We start from the raw sequence: 20,351 nt of genomic DNA on the forward strand, positions 1-20,351 counted from the left end.
GCCTTTTATGTTTTTCCCCCTCTCCCGGTGGGAGAGGGATGGGGTGAGGGCATCAGGCCGCACACCCGTCGGGATCAATCCTTGTCCGTTGCGCTCAGCGTGACGGAGGAGAGATAGTTCAGCAGTGCAATATCGTTGTCCACGCCCAGCTTCATCATCGCTGATTTCTTCTGGCTGCTGATGGTTTTAATACTGCGGTTCAGCTTCTTGGCAATCTCGGTCACCAGGAAACCTTCTGCGAACAGGCGCAGAACTTCACTCTCTTTCGGAGACAGGCGTTTGTCACCGTAGCCACCCGCGCTGATTTTTTCCAGCAGACGAGAAACGCTTTCAGGCGTGAACTTCTTGCCTTTCTGCAGCGCTGCGAGCGCTTTTGGCAGATCGGTCGGTGCACCCTGTTTCAGCACAATCCCTTCGATGTCCAGATCCAGTACCGCGCTCAGGATCGCCGGGTTGTTGTTCATGGTCAGAACAATGATCGAGATATCCGGGAAGTGACGTTTAATATATTTGATGAGCGTGATCCCATCACCGTATTTGTCTCCAGGCATGGAGAGGTCGGTAATGAGCACGTGTGCATCAAGCTTTGGGAGGTTATTGATCAGTGCTGTAGAGTCTTCAAATTCACCGACTACATTCACCCACTCGATCTGTTCAAGTGATTTGCGAATACCGAACAGTACAATCGGATGGTCATCGGCAATAATTACGTTCATATTGTTCATGTATAAGGCTACCTTGCTACAGCAAGCTTTTGACGTAGGCGTCAATGTCGCTGATGTATTTTTCAATGCCAGAGGCATCTTTCTCACGAATTAGATGTTCCAGCGTTTCACATAACTGCTTGCCGGGAACCAGATTAAGCATGGCAAACACCCCTTTAAGCCGGTGTGCTGTCTGTGCCAGCGCTGCAAAATCATTCGCAGCGGACTCAGTATACAACCGCTTAACATCATCTGGTACTGTATCAACAAAGAGCGAATAGTATCCGCTGGCGTGAAGCTCGGCATTTTCATTACCGCCAAGCGGGGATTCCGCTATCTCTTCCTGCGCCAGCTGCTCTTCTATTAGTTGTAGTACAGCTTCCTGCATCGCATTGCTTATATTAAAGTTGACGCGCAGCTGGCCAGGGCCGATTTTCCGCACGCCTGACTCATCATCGCTTAAAAGCAAGCCGGAGGCAGTAAGATTAGACGGATTATCAGTTAAAAACAGATCAAATTCTTGACTTGCAAGTCTTTCATCCGGCGTGATGCAGGCCGCACCCCAGTTTTCTAGCTGGCGTACGACAATATTGCGGATCTCGTTCGACGTTACATCGACCATCACCACGACATCATCGAGCAGACGTTCTTCATCTTCTTCCTGGGGATTGGCGGCCATTTTCACGTGCAGAGAATAGCGGGTGCCGAGGGATTCGCGGGCCTTGATATTGAGATGGCCGCCGAGCTTACGCGCCAGCTGATCGCATAGCCAGAAGGTAAGGGCATTTGCCTTGCCGTAGCGATCGCTTTGTGTGTCATTCAGGAACGGGAAGTGCAGATTATCAATTTCACTCGTGGTGACGCCTTCACCAGTGTCCAGGATGCGGAACGTCAGGCGGTCTTCTGCCGACTCTTCCGTACTGACTTCAAGGGTGATCTTGCCAATCTGCGTGGTAGTCACCGCGTACTGAATAATCATCAACAGTATGCGGCGCAGCGCTTCACGATCGCCGTGGCGTTCGTCATTTGCCGGGAGATTGTTATTGATCAGCAGCTGCAGACCTTTGCGCTTAATCACGGGCAGGACTTCCGGAACCACTTCATCAATCAGAGCCTGAATAGAGAAAAGGCTTGGCGTTCCCTTCCAGAAATCATTCTCCAGCATGTTCGCCAGCTGGATCTCATCAACCATTCTGACCAGCGAGTCGGCCTGACAGGCAAGCTGGTGGCTTTCTGACGTATTTAACGCCGCCGCCTGGGTCGCCAGCGTTTTTAACGGCTGCTTGAAGGCATCGCCAATGTTCTGCATAAATGCGGCGCGCCCCTGCTGGTTTTTCTCATACAGCCTTTGCGCCTGCTTGAGCTTTTTATTCACCAGCACTTCGCGATCCTGATCGCGGATGATGAAGATTTGCGTGCGTGGAGCCACCTGGCTGCGGAACTGGCGGATCTCGTACAGTTCATTGTTGATGGTGGCCTGAATCACCCCCTGGTGCTGATCCGCCATGGTGGTGATGTTCTGCAGGTTAAGATGCGGCAGCAGATGGTCGGCAATTTTGTTGCTCATCACCGTGCGATTCGCTTCCTGGTCGTGAACTAAGACCCCAAGCGGCAGCACGGAAACAATCTCTTCATTCAGCGCGCGTAATACGCGCAGCTCATTGCTGGTGCCGGCAGGAACCGCAGATGCGTCGCTTTGACGCCCCGACTGGAAACGGAAGGTGCTGTACCCAAACAGGGCCAGCGCCAGCAGACCGATATTCAGCAATAGAGGCAGCAGGATATTTTGCAGGGTATCCAGCAGCAGCGTGCCAAACGGCACCTGCCACACCAGCCGCATACCGGTCGAGTTCAGGGATGAGGCAATTTCGATTTTCGAGCCGTTAAAGGAGATCGATACGCTCTCTGCGGCCTCTTTGTCAGATGCCGCACGCATGTTCTGAGTGCTGCTGTCGGGCTCCAGACGGAAACTATCGAGCGGCATGTCCGGTGGGATTAAATCATTTATCGGTAAATCGAAGGCGACCACCGTCGCCAGATGTCCTGGCTGGTTGAACGTGGTGCGCAGAGTAAAATAATGACCGTTTTGCCATGCCAGACGGCGCAGAGAAGAGAAGCTCTCACGTTCATCAAGCGCATTCGCCTGTTGCAGCATCTCTGCCCGGCGAGAATCGACGATGCTGCCCACGGTGGTCTCTTTAAAACCGGAAGAGAGATCTTTTAACGGCAGCGTTGAGATCAGGATCATGCTGTTGTCCTGACCGTTCAGATAGTACATCGACCATGGCACCGTTTCGGCACCCCAGAGGGTATCCAGATAGGTCGAAATACGCTGCGTCATCTCAAGCGTCGCGCTGTCGTGAGAGCCAAAAATAAGCGCCTCGGTTTTACGCTGCGGTTTTTCGAGGTAATAGACATCCTGCTTAAGCCGCGTCTCCTGAAGTCCATCTCCGGACGAGGAGGCAGGCGCGGCCGCGATATTGTCGTAAATCTGCCATGTGGCGTAGCGCCAGGTATCTATGCGCTTATGGACGGCGTGGGTGATATCGACGACCTGATAGCTCTTATCCTTCAGCCATGCATTAACCGCGCTTTGTACCATCACCCCCATGGTCACTAACAGCACAACGATCAAAAGAAGAAAGAAACGGGTGATGCTCCCGGGAAGGAGGGAGAATTTGCTCGGGGCGGTGGTTTCAGTCTGACTCATTGATATCTTTAACCCGTTGTGGTCGTGCTCTGTGGCGATAGGGCAGTATAAAGGGTAATAACTGAATTTCCAGCGCCACTGTCCGGGAAGAGGCGACTTTTTCACTGGACAATATCGGCGGTGGATGGAGCAATAAACGTGTACAAACTCGCCGTGCGCGTACAAATAATAAGTGCGCTAAGCCAGCAAATAGCACGAATTAACAAGAAATTAAGCGCTATATCATTTGCGTGCCAGAGAAGGATAGCCGGTGAGAAATTAGTTAATAGTCGTTACAATTTCGGATCGGTAGCACAAGAAATGAGAAGTTACGTAAAGAAAGGTAAAAAAAAACCGAATGCGAAGCATTCGGCTCAATTAGGGATAAACAGACATTCAAAATTGAATGACGGTAATAAATAAAGTTAATGATGATAGCGAGAGTTATTTTAGAGATTAGGTGCGATCTTGTTTTGTCATTCAGTGCTGTAACGGATTTTATTGTAACCTATTGATTTATATGTGGTCTATTTTACGTTTGATTATAAGTGCTAATTTTCTAAGCTATTTGTGCTTTGTAAAAGTTCCTTGATATTTACATTTTGAAACATGTTGATAGATAAATGAAACATCTTCAAAGTTTTCGTATCATATTCGCATTGGATTATTCTGTAATTTTGCGGAGAATGAAATTGCCGACTGGTTAATGAGGGTTAACCAGTAAGCAGTGGCAATTATAAGGCATATAACAGAGGGTTAATAAAATGAAAGTTAAAGTACTGTCCCTCCTGGTACCAGCACTCCTGGTGGCAGGCGCAGCAAATGCGGCCGAAATTTATAACAAAGATGGCAACAAATTAGATCTGTACGGTAAAGTTGATGGTCTGCACTATTTCTCTGACGACAAGGGTGCCGACGGCGACCAGACCTACATGCGTCTCGGCTTCAAGGGCGAAACTCAGGTTAACGATCAGCTGACCGGCTACGGCCAGTGGGAATACCAGATCCAGGGCAACACCTCCGAAAGCGAAAATGATGCATGGACGCGTGTGGCGTTTGCGGGTCTGAAATTCGGTGACGCGGGTTCTTTCGATTACGGTCGTAACTACGGCGTAATCTACGACGTAACCTCCTGGACTGACGTTCTGCCAGAATTTGGTGGCGATACCTACGGCGCAGACAACTTCCTGCAGTCCCGTGCTAACGGCGTTGCGACCTACCGTAACCAGGACTTCTTTGGTCTGGTGGATGGTCTGAACTTTGCTCTGCAGTATCAGGGTAAAAACGGCAGCGTAAGCGGTGAAAACGTGGGTGGACGCAGCCTGCTGAAACAGAACGGCGACGGCTACGGTGCTTCCGTGACCTATAACCTGGGCGAAGGCTTCAGCGTAGGTGGCGCAATGTCCTCCTCCAAACGTACCGCCGATCAGAACGGTGCAAGCGTTTACGGTCATGGCGATAACGCAGAAGTCTATTCTGGCGGCCTGAAATACGATGCCAACAACATCTATCTGGCAGCGCAGTACTCCCAGACCTACAACGCAACCCGTTTCGGTACCTCTAATGGCGACAGCCCGACTACCGCTTACGGTTTTGCTAACAAAGCGCAGAACTTCGAAGTGGTTGCTCAGTACCAGTTCGACTTCGGTCTGCGTCCATCCGTGGCCTACCTGCAGTCTAAAGGCAAAGACATCGAAGGTTACGGCGATCAGGATCTGCTGAAATATGTTGACGTTGGTGCGACTTACTACTTCAACAAAAACATGTCCACCTATGTGGATTACAAAATCAACCTGGTTGATGAAAATGAATTCACCCGTCAGGCGGGTATCGGTACTGACGATATCGTAGCGCTGGGCCTGGTTTACCAGTTCTAATCGCTTTATCGTGTGACGTAAGGGGCCTGATGGCCCCTTTTTTGTGCTTCCCCGATTCTCACTACTTACCCGTTTTGGTGTACTCTTGCCGCCCTGGCATGAGGATAATAATGAATGGACATGACTTTTTTACGCGCCAGCTTTCTGGCTATGCTTTTTTTCCTGACCGCGTGTGACGATCCCGCGCCCGTGGCGAAAACCGACGCACCCGCCGCGACGGTGCTCGAAGGCAAAACGATGGGAACCTTCTGGCGCGTCAGCGTGATGAACCTCGATAAAACTCGCACGGATGAGCTTCGCGGCAAAATTCAGGCGCAGCTGGACGCCGATGATCAGCTGCTCTCAACCTATAAAAATGACTCGGCGCTGATGCGCTTTAATCTCTCCACCAGTACCTCTCTGTGGCCGGTGAGCGAGGCGATGGCCGATATCGTGACTGAATCCATACGCGTGGGTTACAAAACTAACGGGGCGATGGATGTGACCGTCGGCCCTCTGGTGAACCTCTGGGGATTTGGCCCGAATAAACAGCCGGTGAAGACGCCTGAACAGGCGGCCATTGATGACGCCCGCGCCCGAACGGGGCTGCAGCATCTGACGGTGATCAACCAGTACGGGCAGCAGTACCTGCAAAAAGATATTCCCGATCTGTTTGTCGATCTGTCAACGGTCGGGGAAGGCTATGCGGCGGATCATCTTGCTGCACTGATGGCGCAGGAAGGCATTTCCCGTTATCTGGTCTCGGTTGGCGGCGCGCTGGTCAGCCGGGGCATGAACGCCAGCGATAAGCCGTGGCGCGTAGCGATTCAAAAACCAACCGATCGGCAAAATGCCGTGCAGGCGATAGTGGATATCAACGGACATGGCATCAGTACATCCGGAAGCTATCGTAACTATTACGAGCTTGACGGGAAGCGTATTTCACATGTTATCGATCCGCAGACCGGGCGCCCCATCACGCATAATCTGGTCTCAGTGACGGTCATTGCCCCCACCGCGCTGGAAGCGGATGCCTGGGATACCGGGTTAATGGTTCTCGGCCCGGAAAAAGCTAAAGAGGTGGTCCGTCAGGAAGGGCTGGCGGTTTATATGATTGTTAAAGAGGGCGACGGGTTTAAAACCTGGAGCTCGCCGCAGTTCAATAGTTTCCTGGTCAGCGACAAAAATTAAAAAGCAAGGTTGCGGGTTTTTTATCGGTGGCGCTCAGGCACGCTCTATGTATGCTTATACGAGGAGCCGATCATGAAAAACCCAACCTTAATAACCGATGAGGATCGCTGGCAGGCCGTGCTGGCCCGCGATCCGCTCGCTGACGATCAGTTTGTCTTCGCCGTGCAGACGACGGGTATATTCTGCCGTCCGTCATGTCGCGCCCGCCACGCGCTGCGTAAAAATGTCCGTTTTTATCCTGATGCCCGGCATGCCGTTCAGGCAGGGTTTCGCCCGTGCAAGCGCTGCATGCCGGACAAACGCGATCCGCAGGCGCAGAAGCTGGCAAAAGTGGAACATGCCTGCCGGCTTCTGGAGCAGGATCCTGCGTTAACCCTGGAGAAGCTGGCGGAGCAGGTCGCCATGAGTCCTTTCCATTTTCACCGTCTGTTTAAAGCCGTGACCGGCATGACGCCAAAAGCCTGGCAGCAGGCTGCGCGGGGTCAGCGTCTGCGCACCGCGCTTGCGCAGGGAGACAAAATTACCGACGCCGTGCTGGCGGCGGGATTTCCCGACAGCAGCAGCTATTATCGTAAAGCCAACGATGCGCTGGGCATGACGGCGAAGCAGTACCGCAAAGGGGATGCGGCAGTGCGTTATGCCATCAGCGACTGCTCGTTAGGACGCTGTCTGGTTGCGGAAAGCGAGCGGGGGATCTGCGCGATCCTGCTGGGTGACAGTGATGAAGAATTAGCCGAAGAGCTTGCCGCGCATTTTCCAAAAGCAGCGCATGCGCCGCTGGAAGAGGATTTCGCACAGCGGGTCAAGCAGGTGATTGCCAGTATCGATCACCGCGATGTACCGCTTGCGCTGCCGCTGGATATTCGTGGAACCGCTTTCCAGCAGCGCGTCTGGCAGGCACTTCGCAACATTCCCTGCGGCGAAACGGCAAGTTACCAGCAGGTGGCGCAGGCGATTGGCCAGCCCAGGGCGGTACGCGCCGTTGCCGGAGCCTGTGCGGCAAACACGCTGGCAATTGTGATCCCCTGTCATCGCGTGGTTCGCAACGACGGCGTGCTGTCGGGCTACCGCTGGGGAACGGCGCGAAAAGCGCTATTACTGAAACGTGAGGCGAAACGCCGGGAGGGATAATGCTCGATCTTTTTGCGGATGCTGAACCCTGGCAGGAGCCGCTTGTGCCGGGGGCGGTTATCCTGCGTCGCTTTGCTCTCTCCCGTGCGGAGGCGTTGCTTGCCGGAATTGAAGAGGTCACAGCGGTTTCACCGTTTCGCCATATGGTGACGCCGGGCGGCTACACCATGTCGGTGGCCATGGCCAACTGCGGCGAACTGGGCTGGGCGACGAACGAGCGGGGCTATCTGTATGCCCCGAACGATCCTGCGACCGGCCAGCCCTGGCCTCCGATGCCTGCGGTTTTTCAGGCGCTTTGCCATGAGGCCGCCGTGGCAGCCGAGTATCCTGACTTTCGGCCGGATGCCTGCCTGATTAACCGCTATGCCGTTGGCGCAAAGCTCTCGCTGCATCAGGATAAGGATGAACCCGATCTGCGCGCGCCTATCGTCTCGGTATCGTTAGGTCTGCCCGCCGTCTTCCAGTTTGGGGGATTACGCCGCAACGATCCGCTCAAACGCATCATGCTGGAACATGGCGATGTGGTGGTGTGGGGCAGGGAATCGCGGCTTTATTATCACGGAATTCAGCCGTTGAAACCCGGCGTCCACCCCCTCACGGGTGAGTACCGCTTTAATCTGACCTTCCGTCAGGCGGGGATGAATAAACTAAAATAAGAATTATTCTTGATGTCCGCGCAGGGCAGTTTACACTGCTGGCTGATTTTTATTGTCCGGATTGCCTGCATGCAACTACTTCTCCTCGTCTGGCGTCAGTATCGCTGGCCCTTCATCGCCGTTATGGCGTTAAGCCTTGCCAGCGCCGCGCTGGGTATTGGCCTGATCGCATTTATTAACGTGCGGTTGATAGAAATGGTCGACACCTCGCTCTCCGTATTGCCGGAGTTTCTTGGCCTTTTGCTGCTGTTGATGGCGGTTACGCTCGGCTCACAGCTGGCGCTGACCGCGCTTGGCCACCATTTCGTTTTTCGTTTGCGCAGTGAGTTTATCAAGCGGATCCTGGACACCCAAATAGAGCGCGTTGAGCAGCTCGGCAGCGCCTCCCTGCTGGCGGGGCTGACCAGCGACGTGCGCGCCATTACCATCGCGTTCGTTCGTCTGCCGGAGCTGGTGCAGGGGATCATTCTGACCTTTGGCTCGGCGGCCTATCTCGCCTGGCTCTCCACCAAAATGCTGGCGGTGACTGCACTGTGGATCGCCATCACCATCTGGGGCGGTTTTATGCTGGTGTCGCGCGTCTATAAACATATGGCGGTGCTGCGCGAAACCGAAGATAAGCTCTATAACGATTACCAGACGGTACTGGAAGGGCGTAAAGAACTCACCCTGAACCGCGAGCGCGCCGAGTATATCTTTAACAATCTCTATATTCCGGACGCGCGCGAATACCGGCACCACATCATTCGCGCCGATACCTTCCACCTGAGCGCTGTGAACTGGTCAAACATTATGATGCTGGGTGCCATTGGCCTGGTATTCTGGATGGCGAACAGCCTGGGCTGGGCGGACACCAACGTAGCGGCAACATACTCACTGACGCTGCTGTTTTTGCGCACGCCGCTGCTCTCGGCGGTCGGCGCGTTGCCCACCTTGCTGAGTGCGCAGGTGGCCTTTAATAAGCTCAAAAAATTCGATCTCGCGCCGTTCCAGGCAGAATTTCCGCGCCCGCAGGCCTTCCCGAACTGGCAGACGCTCGAGCTACGTAACGTCACGTTCCGCTATCAGGACAGCGCCTTCTCCGTAGGGCCGATCAACCTGACGATCCGCCGCGGCGAGCTGTTGTTCCTGATTGGCGGCAACGGCAGCGGTAAATCGACGCTGGCTATGCTGCTCACCGGGCTTTATCAGCCGCAGTCGGGCGAGATTTTGCTGGATGGCAGGGCGCTGAGCGCGGAGAAACCCGAAGATTACCGCAAGCTTTTCTCGGCGGTATTCACCGACGTCTGGCTGTTCGATCGGCTGCTGGGGCCGGATGGGCAGCAGGCTAATCCGGCGCTGGTGGAAAAATGGCTGGCGCAGCTGCAGATGTCGCACAAGCTGGAGTTACAGGACTGGAAGATCCTCAACCTGAAGCTTTCCAAAGGGCAGAAAAAGCGCGTGGCGCTGCTGCTGGCGCTGGCGGAAGAGCGTGACATCATCCTGCTCGACGAGTGGGCAGCGGATCAGGACCCGCATTTCCGCCGCGAATTTTATCAGGTGCTGCTGCCGCTGATGCAGGAGATGGGCAAAACCATTTTCGCCATCAGCCACGACGATCACTACTTCATGCATGCTGACCGCCTGCTGGAGATGCGCGACGGCAGGCTGAGCGAGCTGACCGGTGAAGAGCGCGATGCGGCATCGCGTGACGCGGTGGCGCGTACGGCCTGATGCCCTCACCCAAACCCTCTCCCACAGGGAGAGGGGAGAGATCGTGGCCGTAATGCCGCTTTTTTCTCCATCCCGGCCCGTTGTTTATTCTTATTTACATATCCCCGCGCTATGCTTAACCCCAACTCATTTAATGGATTTATGATTGATGTCGGTATTAAAGAAAAACAGCGCCAGACAGCGTGACCAGGAGCGCGCGCGACTCATCTGGCTCCTTACGACCGATAAAGCGGTCACTTCTACGCTATTAGGCAAACTCACCTTGGCTGAGCAATATGATGTCGGCACTCTGGCCGACGATATTGCTGAGGTAGGTGCGCTGGTTGCTCACTTACCCCCGCCGGATCTGGCGGACACCCTTGAAGCGCTTCCCTCGGAAGAACGTCACGCCCTCTGGCGTCTGGTACAGGATCACGAGCGCGGACGGGTGCTGCTTGAGGCCTCCGAAAACGTCTGGGACGACCTGATCGACGAGATGAGCGACCGGGATATTCTCGACGCTCTGCAAACGCTGGATATCGACGAGCAGATTTACCTCGTTCAGCATCTGCCGCGAAACCTGACCGGTCGCCTGCTGGCGTCACTGCCTGCAGAGGAGCGGGCGCGCGTGCGTCAGGTGATGCACTATGAGAAAAACAGCGTCGGCGCGATCATGGAGTTCGGCGTTATCACGGTGCGACCGGACGTGACGCTCGGTACCGTACAGCGCTATCTGCGTCGCCTGGGCAAAATGCCGGACAACACCGATAAGCTGTTTGTCACCTCCCGGGACAAAACCCTGCTCGGCGAGTTGGAGCTGAAAACCATCCTGCTCAACAGCACCCAGCGGAAGGTGAGCGAGGTGATGGAAAACGAGCCGATGGTCTTCTCCCCGGAAGACGATGCGGAGAAAGCGGCCCGAACCTTCGAACGTGACGACCTCGTGAGTGCTGCCGTCGTGGATTCCGTCGGCAAACTGATGGGGCGTCTGACCATCGACGAGATCGTTGACGTGGTCTACGAAGAAACCGATAACGATCTGCGTGCGCTCGGAGGGATCAGCGCAGAAGATGACGTCCATGCCTCCGTCGGCAAGGCGGTGAAAACGCGCTGGGCGTGGCTGGCCATTAACCTGTGTACCGCGTTTATCGCCTCCCGCGTGATTGACGGCTTTGAACACACTATTTCGCAGCTGGTGGCGCTGGCCTCGCTGATGCCGATTGTGGCCGGGATTGGCGGCAACACCGGAAACCAGACCATCACCATGATCGTCCGCGCGCTGGCGCTGGAAAATATTCAGCCCGGCAACTTCGCCTTTCTGATCTTCAGAGAGATGGGGGTGGCGTTGATCAACGGCCTGGTATGGGGCGGCATTATGGGCGGCATCACCTGGTGGCTGTATGACGATATGGCGTTAGGCGGAGTGATGATGCTGGCGATGGTGCTGAATTTGCTGGTGGCATCGATGATGGGCGTCATTATCCCGTTGACCATGACCAAACTGGGGCGCGACCCCGCGGTGGGGTCGAGCGTGATGATCACCGCCATCACCGATACCGGCGGTTTCTTTATTTTTCTTGGACTGGCGACGATTTTTCTTCTTTAAGCCGACGCTTAATGCGGGCGGGGAGGAGTGCCATGACGATAATTCCGCCCAGCACGCCAATTGCCAGATTGCCGGTTGATACCGTGGCGGCAACGGTGACCAGCATGACGACCGTTTCCGCTATCGGGGCCGTTTTCAGCGTGGTGGGCTGAAGGCTGTGCCAGCTGAAGGTTTTGACGGCGACGATCGCCATAATGCCCGCCAGCACCGCCATCGGGATGTTGGCCATCACCTCGCTGAGCGCCGTCACCAGGATCAGCAGCACAATGCCCGCAGCGAAGGTTGAAATGCGGCTTCGGCCTTTTCCCATCTCCACGTTAACGATGGTTTGTCCTATCATCGCGCAGCCTGCTATACCACCGTAAAATCCGGCCAGAATATTGCCGACGCCTAATCCAATGCTTTCGCGGCGTTTACTTGACGGTGTCGCGGTCAGTTCATCCACCAGCTTTGCCGTGAGCAGGGACTCCAGCAGGCCGACAAAGGCGATGCTCAACGCGCACGGCCAGATAATGCTCAACGTCTGTAAATTGAGGGGGACCAGAAGTTCACTAAGTCCCGGCAAACTGCCGCTCATTGAGCCTTCATCGCCCACGGTCGGCAGGCTTTGCCCGGTTGAAACGGTAAACAAGGTTAACAGCACAATCGCAATCAGCGGGGAAGGGATGCTTTTGATATATCGCGGCACCCAGAGCACGATCAGCAGCGTCAGCACGAACAGGCCCACAATCAGCGGGCTTCGGCTCCAGAAATGCGGCACCTGAGCTAAGAAGATCAAAATGCCCAGGGCGTTAACAAACCCGGTCATGACCGACTGGGGAATAAAGCGCATCAGCCTTGCCATGCCCAGCACGCCAAACAGAATCTGAATCACGCCAGCCATGAGCACGGCGGGAAGAATGTACTGCACGCCGTGCTGATGCACCATCGGGCCAATGACCAGCGCCACGGAACCGGCCGCTGCCGTGACCATAGCCGGACGACCACCGAGTACGGACAGGGCGAGACACAGCACTACGGAAGCGATCAGGCTGACCTTCGGGTCAACGCCCGCGACCACCGAAAACGAGATGACTTCGGGGATCAGAGCCAGGGCGGTAATCACGCCTGCCAGCGTTTCGCGCGTCAGCTTCTTAGGGGAACGCAGCACGTTGGCTACGCGCTCTTCGGGGGATACAGCAGAATGGGGTAAGGACATAACAGTTCGCTGGTTAGGGCAGGCTTCCGTGCGCGCGATCACAAAACGCAACATACTAGCCAGTAAAACCGCGCTTTACCAGACGCATCGCTAATTCCTCACAAACAATCCATCATTAAATTTCACAATTACAATAATTTCGTAACCTTTAAACAATATTTAAAAGTTGTTACCGTGCCCCCGCAGCTTTTTTCACCTGCAATTTCCACGCATCAAGCACTTTTACACTAAGGCATAAATTATGAAAAAAATGACTGCCATGCTCTTTTCTCTGGCCGTGGGGCTTAACACCGTCTCCATGGCGGCGAAAGCTGACGCACCAAAAGAGCAGGAAACGGACGTCCTTTTAATCGGTGGCGGGATCATGAGCGCCACGCTGGGAACCTATCTGCAAGAACTGCAGCCGGACTGGTCTATGACCATGGTCGAGCGCCTTGATGGCGTGGCGCAGGAGAGTTCGAACGGCTGGAATAACGCCGGTACCGGCCATTCGGCACTCATGGAACTGAACTATACGCCGCAGAAAAAGGACGGTTCCATTAGTATCGAGAAGGCAGTAGAAATCAACGAAGCATTCCAGGTTTCTCGCCAGTTCTGGTCTCATCAGGTCAACAGCGGCGTGCTGCACGACCCGCACTCCTTCATCAACACCGTGCCGCACATGAGCTTTGTGTGGGGCGAGCAGAACGTCAACTTCCTGCGCGCGCGCTACGCCGCTCTGCAGCAGAGCACGCTGTTCCGCGGGATGAAATACTCTGAAGACCACGCGCAGATTAAAGAGTGGGCTCCGCTGGTCATGGAAGGCCGTGACCCGAACCAGAAAGTGGCGGCGACCCGAACCGAAATTGGTACTGACGTTAACTACGGTGAAATTACCCGTCAGCTGGTGACGTCTCTGAAGAAAAAAGAGAACTTCAATCTGCAGCTCAGCACCGAAGTGCGCGGTTTCAAGCGCAACGCGGATAATAGCTGGAGCGTGACCGTTGCCGATCTGAAAAACAATGAAGCTGAACACGTCATCAAGGCGAAGTTTGTCTTCATCGGTGCGGGCGGCGCGGCGCTGAAGCTGCTGCAGGAGTCCGGTATTCCGGAAGCTGACGACTACGCGGGCTTCCCGGTCGGCGGTCAGTTCCTGGTGTCCGATAACCCGGAAGTGGTGAATCGTCATCTGGCAAAAGTGTACGGTCAGGCTTCCGTGGGCGCGCCGCCAATGTCCGTTCCGCACATTGACACCCGTATGCTTGACGGCAAACGCGTGGTGCTGTTTGGACCGTTCGCGACCTTCTCCACTAAATTCCTGAAAAACGGCTCCCTGTGGGATCTGCTGAGCGCAACCACCACCTCTAACGTCAAGCCGATGATGGACGTGGGTCTGGATAACTTCGATCTGGTGAAATACCTGATTAGCCAGGTGATGCTCTCTGACGACGACCGTTTCGAAGCGCTGAAAGAGTACTATCCTCAGGCGAAGAAAGAAGACTGGCGTCTGTGGCAGGCGGGTCAGCGCGTTCAGATCATCAAGCGCGATCCGAAAGAGGGTGGCGTGCTGCGTCTGGGTACCGAAGTGGTGAGCGATAAGGATGGCACAATCGCCGCGCTGCTGGGCGCGTCACCGGGTGCGTCTACCGCTGCGCCAATCATGCTGCACCTGATGGAAAAAGTGTTTAAAGATAAAGTCGCCAGTCCGGAATGGCAGGCGAAGCTGAAAACCATTATTCCATCCTACGGCACGAAGCTGAACGGTAACGTGGACGCGACGGAGCAGGAGCTGGAATACACCAGCCGCGTACTGCAGCTGCAGTACATCAAACCGCAGGCTGCGGATGCTGCGCCGAAAGCGGAGCTGAAGCCCCAGCCGGAAAACAAACCGGTTGCGGATATCGCGCTGTAAGGTAAAAGCAAAACGGCAACATAGGTTGCCGTTTTTGCTGCTTTCTCCCTCTCCCGGTGGGAGAGGGCTGGGGTGAGGTCACCAGAGCGCACCCGACCTGGTTTTAACGTACTACCGCTTGTCCGACATTCTCATCGGCCTTCCACACGCGATATTTAACGTCGACATTTTCAGGCGTATAAACCACGATCGGCAACTTGCTGTTGTAGCGCAGCAGGCTATTGTCGCCCAGATACGCTGTCACAAATTTCTTCTCTTTCTTGCCGTCCGGGCAGGCCATCATGGTGGAGACCGGAGAGGTCACTTTATCAAAGACGTAGTAGTCATAACCCCAGCCTTCCAGCGTTTTGCTTTCCAGCTGACCGCCCAGACGATGCTGGTTGCAATCCACTTCCAGCGTCTTGCCAATCAACAGCTCCACTTTGAAATTCGCTTCATCCTGCTGTGCCGGTAGCTGGATCACCTGACGCTTCATCCCTTTATCCGCTTTCGGGTACGGGGCGACTTTTTCCAGCGGCTGCTCTTTAGGTGTTTCGCTGGCGAAAGCACTGGTGCTGACACATGCGGCGGCGATGAGTGCGATGGCAAATTTAGGTGCGTTTTTCATTGTCATTCCTTTATGTCAAAACGATCCTGCACAGGTTAACATATCAATTATGAATGATTGGTGTTATTTACTTACATTTTCAATATTAATAGCGCAATAAACCACATATTTGCCATTTAAGTAGAGATTTGTACTGGCGTGGAGTCCGGCAGGCGTTTGTGTTATTTTAGACCCTCTATAATGTTATTCATCTGTAAAAGGGAAGAGAGATGGTTCGTGCAAAACTGAAAACGCCTGAAGGCCGCAAGTTCCTCCTGGCGCTGCTGGTTGTGTTTATGATTGCTGCCGCGTGCGTGGGGCGTGCCACCATTGTAGGCGTTATCGAACAGTACAACATTCCTCTCTCTGCCTGGACAACCAGCATGTATGTCCTGCAGTCGGCGATGATCTTTGTCTACAGCCTGGTGTTCACCGTTCTGCTGGCCATCCCGCTGGGCATTTTCTTCCTGGGCGGACGTGATAAACACTAGACGCCGATTTGCGATATCGAAGCCATCCTGCGGGGTGGCTTTTTTTATGTCTAATAATTTTTATTCGCATTTCCAGGATATTCTGTTTCGAACAAGACATTTCAACATGAAGCAGGAGATGCGCAATGTTATCCCGGTTTGCAACGCTCAGCCGGATCCCGAAAGGAGTCTGGGTGGTGGGCGGCGTCAGTATGTTAATGGATATCTCCTCGGAGATTATCCACAGCCTGCTGCCGCTGTTTATGGTGACGACGCTGGGCGCCAGCGTTATTTTCATTGGTTTGATTGAAGGTCTGGCTGAAGCTACGGCGCTGTTTATCAAGGTGTTTTCCGGCGCCATCAGTGACTATCTGGGCAAGCGTAAAGGACTGGCGGTTCTGGGCTACGGTCTTGGCGCATTGAGTAAACCGTTGTTCGCTATCGCCTCTTCTTCCGGCATGATCCTTGGGGCGCGCTTAATCGACCGGGTCGGGAAGGGGATACGGGGAGCGCCGCGCGATGCGCTGGTTGCTGATGTTACGCCGCCGGAACTTCGCGGCGCGGCCTTTGGGCTGCGTCAGTCTATGGACACCGTCGGCGCATTTCTCGGGCCGCTGCTGGCCGTAGGATTAATGCTGCTGTGGAACGATGACTTCCGCACGATTTTCTGGATCGCGGTGATCCCCGGCGTGCTCGCCGTGGCGCTGCTTTTCTTCGGCCTGCATGAGCCGAAAACGCCCGTCGAACATAAACGCACGAACCCCATCAAAAAAGAGAACCTCAGGCGTCTCGGGAAAGGCTGCTGGTGGGTCATTGGCCTGGGAGCCATCTTCACGCTCGCACGTTTCAGTGAAGCATTTCTTGTGCTGCGCGCACAGCAGTCGGGGGTGCCGCTGGCGCTGATCCCGCTGGTGATGGTGGCCATGAATCTGCTCTATTTCCTCTCTGCCTATCCGTTTGGCAAGTTATCGGACGGGATGAGCCACACCCGATTACTGCAGTGGGGCCTGGTGATGCTGATTGGGGCAGATGTTGTGCTGGCGCTGAGCACCCACTGGGCTGGAATGCTTCTGGGCGTCGCGTTTTGGGGAGTACATATGGGTATGACCCAGGGATTACTGGCGGCAATGATCGCTAAAACCGCACCGCCCGATCTGCGCGGCACTGCTTTCGGTATTTTTAGTCTGGTCAGCGGCGTGGGATTATTAATCGCCAGCGTGGGAGCCGGCGCGATATGGGAAACGTTTGGCGCGGAATATACGTTTTATGCCGGAGCGGTGATTTGTCTGGCTACGCTGGTGTATCTGCGCAAAACCCCGGACGAGGCGAAATAAAAAAACCAGCCATCAGGCTGGTTTTCAGTATGTTTTTGGTCGGCACGAGAGGATTTGAACCTCCGACCCCCGACACCCCATGACGGTGCGCTACCAGGCTGCGCTACGTGCCGACGCATAAAAAGAATACTACTCGATTCCGTTTTGAATGCAAGGGAATCTGTCGCTAACTGGTTTATTATTAATCAGTTAGCGATGAAGCGCTTCTCATCCGTCAGGACCTGCAGCAGCAGGCTCAGCTGCGGTTTCTGGTCCTTCAACCGTTCACCCTGCAGATTATACGTCTGATAATTCCCGTTACTGTTCAGCACCAGCGTCAGCTTCGGTGTGGTCACCACCAGCGTGTCATTCCCGGCAGCCGTGACCCAGTTATGGCGGCGCGCAGCGCTGAAGAGATCCTGTCCCTGCGAATACTCGTTCGCTGGCGTGCTGACATGCAGCAGGCGTTGCATCAGGGTAGTCATCACATCTTTATGCTCGGTAAGCATATTGATGCGCTGCGCCGGGGTGCCAGGCCAGTGGATCACCAGCGGAACCTGCAGGTTCGGGCGTGACCAGCTCATGCTCTTCGTCTCGTCACCTAACGGGACGCCATGGCCTGCGGTCACGATCACCACGGTGTTATCCAGCTTGCCGAACTCACGTAGCGCGTCAAGCACGCGGCCAATCTGCGCATCAACATCACCCGCCGCGCGGCCATAGCGGCGCGCGAAATCATTCTTATTGCTGTTAGCAAGCGTTGTGCCGTTAAAGGCAACCCATGAGAACCAGCGGTTATCTTCCTGCGCGTAGCGCTGAAGCCAGTTTATCCATTGGCCGGCGGTCTGCGCATCGGACTGATTTTGTGCCGCTGGCAGTGAGAAATCGGACAGTAGTGCCTGGCGGTAGAGCGGGCTGTTAAAGCCATCGGATGAGAATAACCCTAACTGATAGCCCTGCTGATTCAGCCCGGTGATCAGCGCCGCAGGCGTGCGGGTAGAGAGTACGCCGTCCATGTATCCGGCTGAAATGCCATAGAAGAGGCCAAAGATGCCCGCGTCGGTTGTGTTACCGGAGCTCATATGCTGAGTAAACGAGACGTTTTGCCTCGCAAAATCGGCCAGCACAGGCATCTGCTTCTCGTAACGGGAATAGTTCAGGCCATCAACGGTGATCAGCAGGACGTTTTGCCCGCGCCCCATATCGCGATAGCGTAGATCGCTCAGAGGATACTGCACGCTGACGGCTTCCGGATTACCCTGCTCGATAAGACGGCGCTGGTACTCCTGAGCGTCAAGCAGGCCGTGTTTCTCGAGGAAACGACGGGCCGTCATCGGGTACGAGAGCGGCAGGTTCGCGCGCTGCATGGTAATAGGGCGATAGAAGTTCGCATCCGCCCAGATATACATGATGTGCGAACTGATAAAGGAGACGAAAAAGAGCGCGGCGACGGGCTTCGCGTAATGGCGTCGCCGGGTCAGGCTGCGGAGCTTTTGCCAGCTCCACGTCGCAAACAGCATCTCAATCAACAAGATCACCGGGACGCTGATAAACATCAGCTGCCAGTCACGGGCCGTTTCGTTCTGGTCGGGGTTAATCACCAGTTCCCAGACGATGGGGTTAAGATGCAGGTGGAAGCGGGTGAACACTTCACTGTCGATAAGCAGCAGCGTCATCCCCACCGTCGCGAGGATGGCGGATAAGAACCGCATCAGACGCTGCGACATGACGATAAACGTCAGGGGGAACAGGATCAGCAGATAGGTGGCGAAAACCAAAAAGCTAAAGTGACCGACAACGCTTATCCAGGAGTAGACACGCCCGGTTAGCGTTGTTGGCCAGTCTGCGACAAACAGATAACGACTGCCAATGACCGTCGCCAACAGAATGTTGAACAGGGCAAACCAGTGCCCCCAGCTGACCATCTGGGAGACTTTTTCACGGTAGCGCTGACGATTCGTCACCATAAACTGTTGTTCGTATCCCTTAATGGGCCGGGTCGTTGCTGACGGACGACTGTAAAGCCTGGGCGAAAGATTTTGCGATCGCCTGACGCTGAGCCGGAGCAACGCTGGTGTTAATCAGGTTGGTGACCATATTTCCCAAAACCATCAGGGAGAGATCGGTCGGCGTTTTATGTTTTTCCAGTACGTTGACCAGCTCACTGAGCAGTTGTTCAACGTGTTCATCACTGTAGCGGGAATGTTGTGGCATAAATCAAAATCAGTTTGTTGATGAAAGGGCAACATATTACCGTAGCAACAGCTTTTTTTCCCCTTTTTTATCTGTTGTTGCACACATGTCCTGGTGGTGGTTGAATACCGCCCGGTCTAAAAGGAGAGTTTATCATGAGTCTGGAAATCAACCAGATTGCCTTGCACCAGCTTATCAAGCGTGATGAGCAAACCCTTGAAGTGGTGCTGCGCGATTCGTTACTGGAACCCACGGCGACCGTGGTGGAGATGATGGCAGAGCTGCATCGCGTCTACAGCGCCAAAAATAAAGCCTATGGTCTTTTCAGCGAAGACAGTGAACTGGCCGATAGCCTGCGCCTGCAGCGCCAGGGTGAAGAGGATTTCCTGGCGTTTAGCCGTGCGGCAACCGGGCGTCTGCGCGACGAGCTGGCTAAATATCCGTTCGCCGACGGCGGGATTGTCTTGTTCTGCCACTACCGCTATCTGGCGGTCGAGTATCTGCTGGTTACCGTGCTGAATAACTTAAGCAGCATGCGCGTGAACGAGCAGTTGGATATCAGCTCGACGCATTATCTGGACATTAACCATGCGGATATCGTGGCGCGTATTGATTTGACCGAGTGGGAAACCAACCCGGAGTCGACCCGCTACCTGACTTTCCTGAAGGGACGCGTGGGCCGCAAAGTGGCGGATTTCTTTATGGACTTCCTCGGTGCCAGTGAAGGGCTTAACGCCAAAGCGCAGAACAAAGGGCTGCTCCAGGCGGTTGACGATTTCACAGCCGAAGCGCAGCTCGATAAATCTGAGCGCCAGACGGTGCGTCAGCAGGTTTACAGCTACTGCAACGAACAGCTGCAGGCAGGGGAAGAGATTGAGCTGGAGTCGCTGTCAAAAGAGCTAGCGGGCGTCAGCGAAGTCAGCTTCCAGGAGTTTACCGCAGAGAAGGGCTATGAGCTTGAAGAGAGCTTCCCGGCGGATCGAAGCACGCTGCGTCAGTTAACCAAGTTTGCCGGCAGCGGCGGTGGGTTAACCATCAACTTTGATGCGATGCTGCTGGGTGAACGTATCTTCTGGGATCCGGCCACCGATACGCTGACCATTAAGGGTACGCCGCCGAATCTGCGCGATCAGCTTCAGCGCCGCACCTCGGGCGGTAAATAGCAGGCACAAAAA

The 20,351-nt window shown here is 54.7% G+C and carries 16 protein-coding genes and 1 tRNA gene; 10 read left to right on the forward strand and 7 right to left on the reverse strand.

Features of this window, described 5'->3' with window-relative positions:
- Positions 1 to 74: 74 nt before the first annotated feature.
- Entirely contained in the window at positions 75 to 725 is a 651-nt protein-coding gene (gene rcsB / locus ACWYRJ_RS01290; RefSeq protein ID WP_003859405.1) for a response regulator transcription factor RcsB, read from the reverse strand.
- Between the two features lie 16 nt (positions 726 to 741).
- Positions 742 to 3,414, reverse strand: coding sequence for a phosphotransferase RcsD (rcsD, locus tag ACWYRJ_RS01295; RefSeq protein ID WP_111965291.1), 2,673 nt, complete (start codon positions 3,412 to 3,414; stop codon positions 742 to 744).
- Between the two features lie 743 nt (positions 3,415 to 4,157).
- Between rcsD and ACWYRJ_RS01300 the strand changes: the two genes are divergently transcribed.
- From ACWYRJ_RS01300 to mgtE, 6 genes are all read left to right on the forward strand, one after another.
- Positions 4,158 to 5,270, forward strand: coding sequence for a porin OmpC (locus ACWYRJ_RS01300; RefSeq protein WP_033146057.1), 1,113 nt, complete (start codon positions 4,158 to 4,160; stop codon positions 5,268 to 5,270).
- Positions 5,271 to 5,384: 114 nt separating this feature from the next.
- The gene (gene apbE / locus ACWYRJ_RS01305) at positions 5,385 to 6,440 is read left to right on the forward strand and encodes an FAD:protein FMN transferase ApbE (protein WP_133294839.1); all 1,056 of its coding nucleotides are present in this window, start codon (positions 5,385 to 5,387) and stop codon (positions 6,438 to 6,440) included.
- A gap of 72 nt (positions 6,441 to 6,512) precedes the next feature.
- Positions 6,513 to 7,571 carry a bifunctional DNA-binding transcriptional regulator/O6-methylguanine-DNA methyltransferase Ada gene (gene ada / locus ACWYRJ_RS01310; protein WP_455507280.1) on the forward strand — a complete coding sequence of 353 codons (1,059 nt, stop codon included), beginning with the start codon at positions 6,513 to 6,515 and terminating at the stop codon, positions 7,569 to 7,571.
- The gene (gene alkB, locus ACWYRJ_RS01315) at positions 7,571 to 8,227 is read left to right on the forward strand and encodes a DNA oxidative demethylase AlkB (protein ID WP_455507281.1); all 657 of its coding nucleotides are present in this window, start codon (positions 7,571 to 7,573) and stop codon (positions 8,225 to 8,227) included. Before ada ends, alkB begins: the two co-directional genes overlap by 1 nt.
- 69 nt (positions 8,228 to 8,296) lie before the next feature.
- Positions 8,297 to 9,940, forward strand: coding sequence for a multidrug ABC transporter permease/ATP-binding protein (locus ACWYRJ_RS01320; RefSeq protein ID WP_455507282.1), 1,644 nt, complete (start codon positions 8,297 to 8,299; stop codon positions 9,938 to 9,940).
- Between the two features lie 148 nt (positions 9,941 to 10,088).
- Positions 10,089 to 11,525 carry a magnesium transporter gene (gene mgtE / locus ACWYRJ_RS01325; RefSeq protein ID WP_223580016.1) on the forward strand — a complete coding sequence of 479 codons (1,437 nt, stop codon included), beginning with the start codon at positions 10,089 to 10,091 and terminating at the stop codon, positions 11,523 to 11,525.
- Here the strand turns inward: mgtE and ACWYRJ_RS01330 are convergent.
- The gene (locus ACWYRJ_RS01330; protein WP_249576145.1) at positions 11,488 to 12,777 is read right to left on the reverse strand and encodes a SulP family inorganic anion transporter; all 1,290 of its coding nucleotides are present in this window, start codon (positions 12,775 to 12,777) and stop codon (positions 11,488 to 11,490) included. The two genes, mgtE and ACWYRJ_RS01330, sit on opposite strands and share 38 nt — an antisense overlap.
- Before the next feature lie 187 nt (positions 12,778 to 12,964).
- On the opposite strand from ACWYRJ_RS01330, the gene mqo reads away from it, so the two are divergent.
- Positions 12,965 to 14,614, forward strand: coding sequence for a malate dehydrogenase (quinone) (gene mqo, locus ACWYRJ_RS01335; RefSeq protein WP_047652540.1), 1,650 nt, complete (start codon positions 12,965 to 12,967; stop codon positions 14,612 to 14,614).
- 103 nt (positions 14,615 to 14,717) lie between these two features.
- Here mqo and eco read toward each other — a convergent pair whose 3' ends face one another.
- Entirely contained in the window at positions 14,718 to 15,221 is a 504-nt protein-coding gene (eco, locus tag ACWYRJ_RS01340) for a serine protease inhibitor ecotin (protein WP_223580013.1), read from the reverse strand.
- 209 nt (positions 15,222 to 15,430) lie between these two features.
- Here eco and ACWYRJ_RS01345 point away from each other — a divergent pair, with 209 nt between their 5' ends.
- Both ACWYRJ_RS01345 and ACWYRJ_RS01350 read left to right on the forward strand, forming a co-directional pair.
- Complete coding sequence (locus ACWYRJ_RS01345) at positions 15,431 to 15,691, forward strand: DUF2534 family protein (protein WP_010433451.1); 261 nt, start codon at positions 15,431 to 15,433, stop codon at positions 15,689 to 15,691.
- A 125-nt stretch (positions 15,692 to 15,816) separates the two neighbouring features.
- Complete coding sequence (locus tag ACWYRJ_RS01350) at positions 15,817 to 17,004, forward strand: MFS transporter (RefSeq protein WP_223580011.1); 1,188 nt, start codon at positions 15,817 to 15,819, stop codon at positions 17,002 to 17,004.
- Between the two features lie 36 nt (positions 17,005 to 17,040).
- Here the strand turns inward: ACWYRJ_RS01350 and ACWYRJ_RS01355 are convergent.
- From ACWYRJ_RS01355 to ACWYRJ_RS01365, 3 genes are all read right to left on the reverse strand, one after another.
- Positions 17,041 to 17,117: transfer RNA gene (locus ACWYRJ_RS01355), tRNA-Pro, on the reverse strand.
- A gap of 72 nt (positions 17,118 to 17,189) precedes the next feature.
- On the reverse strand, positions 17,190 to 18,950 hold the full coding sequence (gene yejM / locus ACWYRJ_RS01360; protein ID WP_455507283.1) for an LPS biosynthesis-modulating metalloenzyme YejM: 1,761 nt from the start codon (positions 18,948 to 18,950) through the stop codon (positions 17,190 to 17,192).
- Positions 18,951 to 18,969: 19 nt separating this feature from the next.
- On the reverse strand, positions 18,970 to 19,197 hold the full coding sequence (locus tag ACWYRJ_RS01365) for a YejL family protein (RefSeq protein ID WP_008500958.1): 228 nt from the start codon (positions 19,195 to 19,197) through the stop codon (positions 18,970 to 18,972).
- Positions 19,198 to 19,331: 134 nt separating this feature from the next.
- On the opposite strand from ACWYRJ_RS01365, the gene yejK reads away from it, so the two are divergent.
- The gene (gene yejK / locus ACWYRJ_RS01370; RefSeq protein ID WP_109845346.1) at positions 19,332 to 20,339 is read left to right on the forward strand and encodes a nucleoid-associated protein YejK; all 1,008 of its coding nucleotides are present in this window, start codon (positions 19,332 to 19,334) and stop codon (positions 20,337 to 20,339) included.
- The last annotated feature ends 12 nt before the right edge of the window (positions 20,340 to 20,351 follow it).

The sequence above is a fragment of the Enterobacter sp. genome (genome assembly GCF_977039595.1).

What these genes read in the sequence shown, in the direction of transcription:
- yejK (WP_109845346.1), top strand. Translation starts at nt 19,332, where the DNA reads ATGAGTCTGGAAATCAACCAGATTGCCTTGCACCAGCTTATCAAGCGT.
- ACWYRJ_RS01330 (WP_249576145.1), bottom strand. Translation starts at nt 12,777, where the DNA reads ATGTTGCGTTTTGTGATCGCGCGCACGGAAGCCTGCCCTAACCAGCGA.
- rcsD (WP_111965291.1), bottom strand. Translation starts at nt 3,414, where the DNA reads ATGAGTCAGACTGAAACCACCGCCCCGAGCAAATTCTCCCTCCTTCCC.
- ACWYRJ_RS01365 (WP_008500958.1), bottom strand. Translation starts at nt 19,197, where the DNA reads ATGCCACAACATTCCCGCTACAGTGATGAACACGTTGAACAACTGCTC.
- ACWYRJ_RS01350 (WP_223580011.1), top strand. Translation starts at nt 15,817, where the DNA reads ATGTTATCCCGGTTTGCAACGCTCAGCCGGATCCCGAAAGGAGTCTGG.
- mqo (WP_047652540.1), top strand. Translation starts at nt 12,965, where the DNA reads ATGAAAAAAATGACTGCCATGCTCTTTTCTCTGGCCGTGGGGCTTAAC.
- rcsB (WP_003859405.1), bottom strand. Translation starts at nt 725, where the DNA reads ATGAACAATATGAACGTAATTATTGCCGATGACCATCCGATTGTACTG.
- yejM (WP_455507283.1), bottom strand. Translation starts at nt 18,950, where the DNA reads ATGGTGACGAATCGTCAGCGCTACCGTGAAAAAGTCTCCCAGATGGTC.
- apbE (WP_133294839.1), top strand. Translation starts at nt 5,385, where the DNA reads ATGGACATGACTTTTTTACGCGCCAGCTTTCTGGCTATGCTTTTTTTC.
- alkB (WP_455507281.1), top strand. Translation starts at nt 7,571, where the DNA reads ATGCTCGATCTTTTTGCGGATGCTGAACCCTGGCAGGAGCCGCTTGTG.
- ada (WP_455507280.1), top strand. Translation starts at nt 6,513, where the DNA reads ATGAAAAACCCAACCTTAATAACCGATGAGGATCGCTGGCAGGCCGTG.
- ACWYRJ_RS01345 (WP_010433451.1), top strand. Translation starts at nt 15,431, where the DNA reads ATGGTTCGTGCAAAACTGAAAACGCCTGAAGGCCGCAAGTTCCTCCTG.
- ACWYRJ_RS01320 (WP_455507282.1), top strand. Translation starts at nt 8,297, where the DNA reads ATGCAACTACTTCTCCTCGTCTGGCGTCAGTATCGCTGGCCCTTCATC.
- ACWYRJ_RS01300 (WP_033146057.1), top strand. Translation starts at nt 4,158, where the DNA reads ATGAAAGTTAAAGTACTGTCCCTCCTGGTACCAGCACTCCTGGTGGCA.
- eco (WP_223580013.1), bottom strand. Translation starts at nt 15,221, where the DNA reads ATGAAAAACGCACCTAAATTTGCCATCGCACTCATCGCCGCCGCATGT.
- mgtE (WP_223580016.1), top strand. Translation starts at nt 10,089, where the DNA reads ATGTCGGTATTAAAGAAAAACAGCGCCAGACAGCGTGACCAGGAGCGC.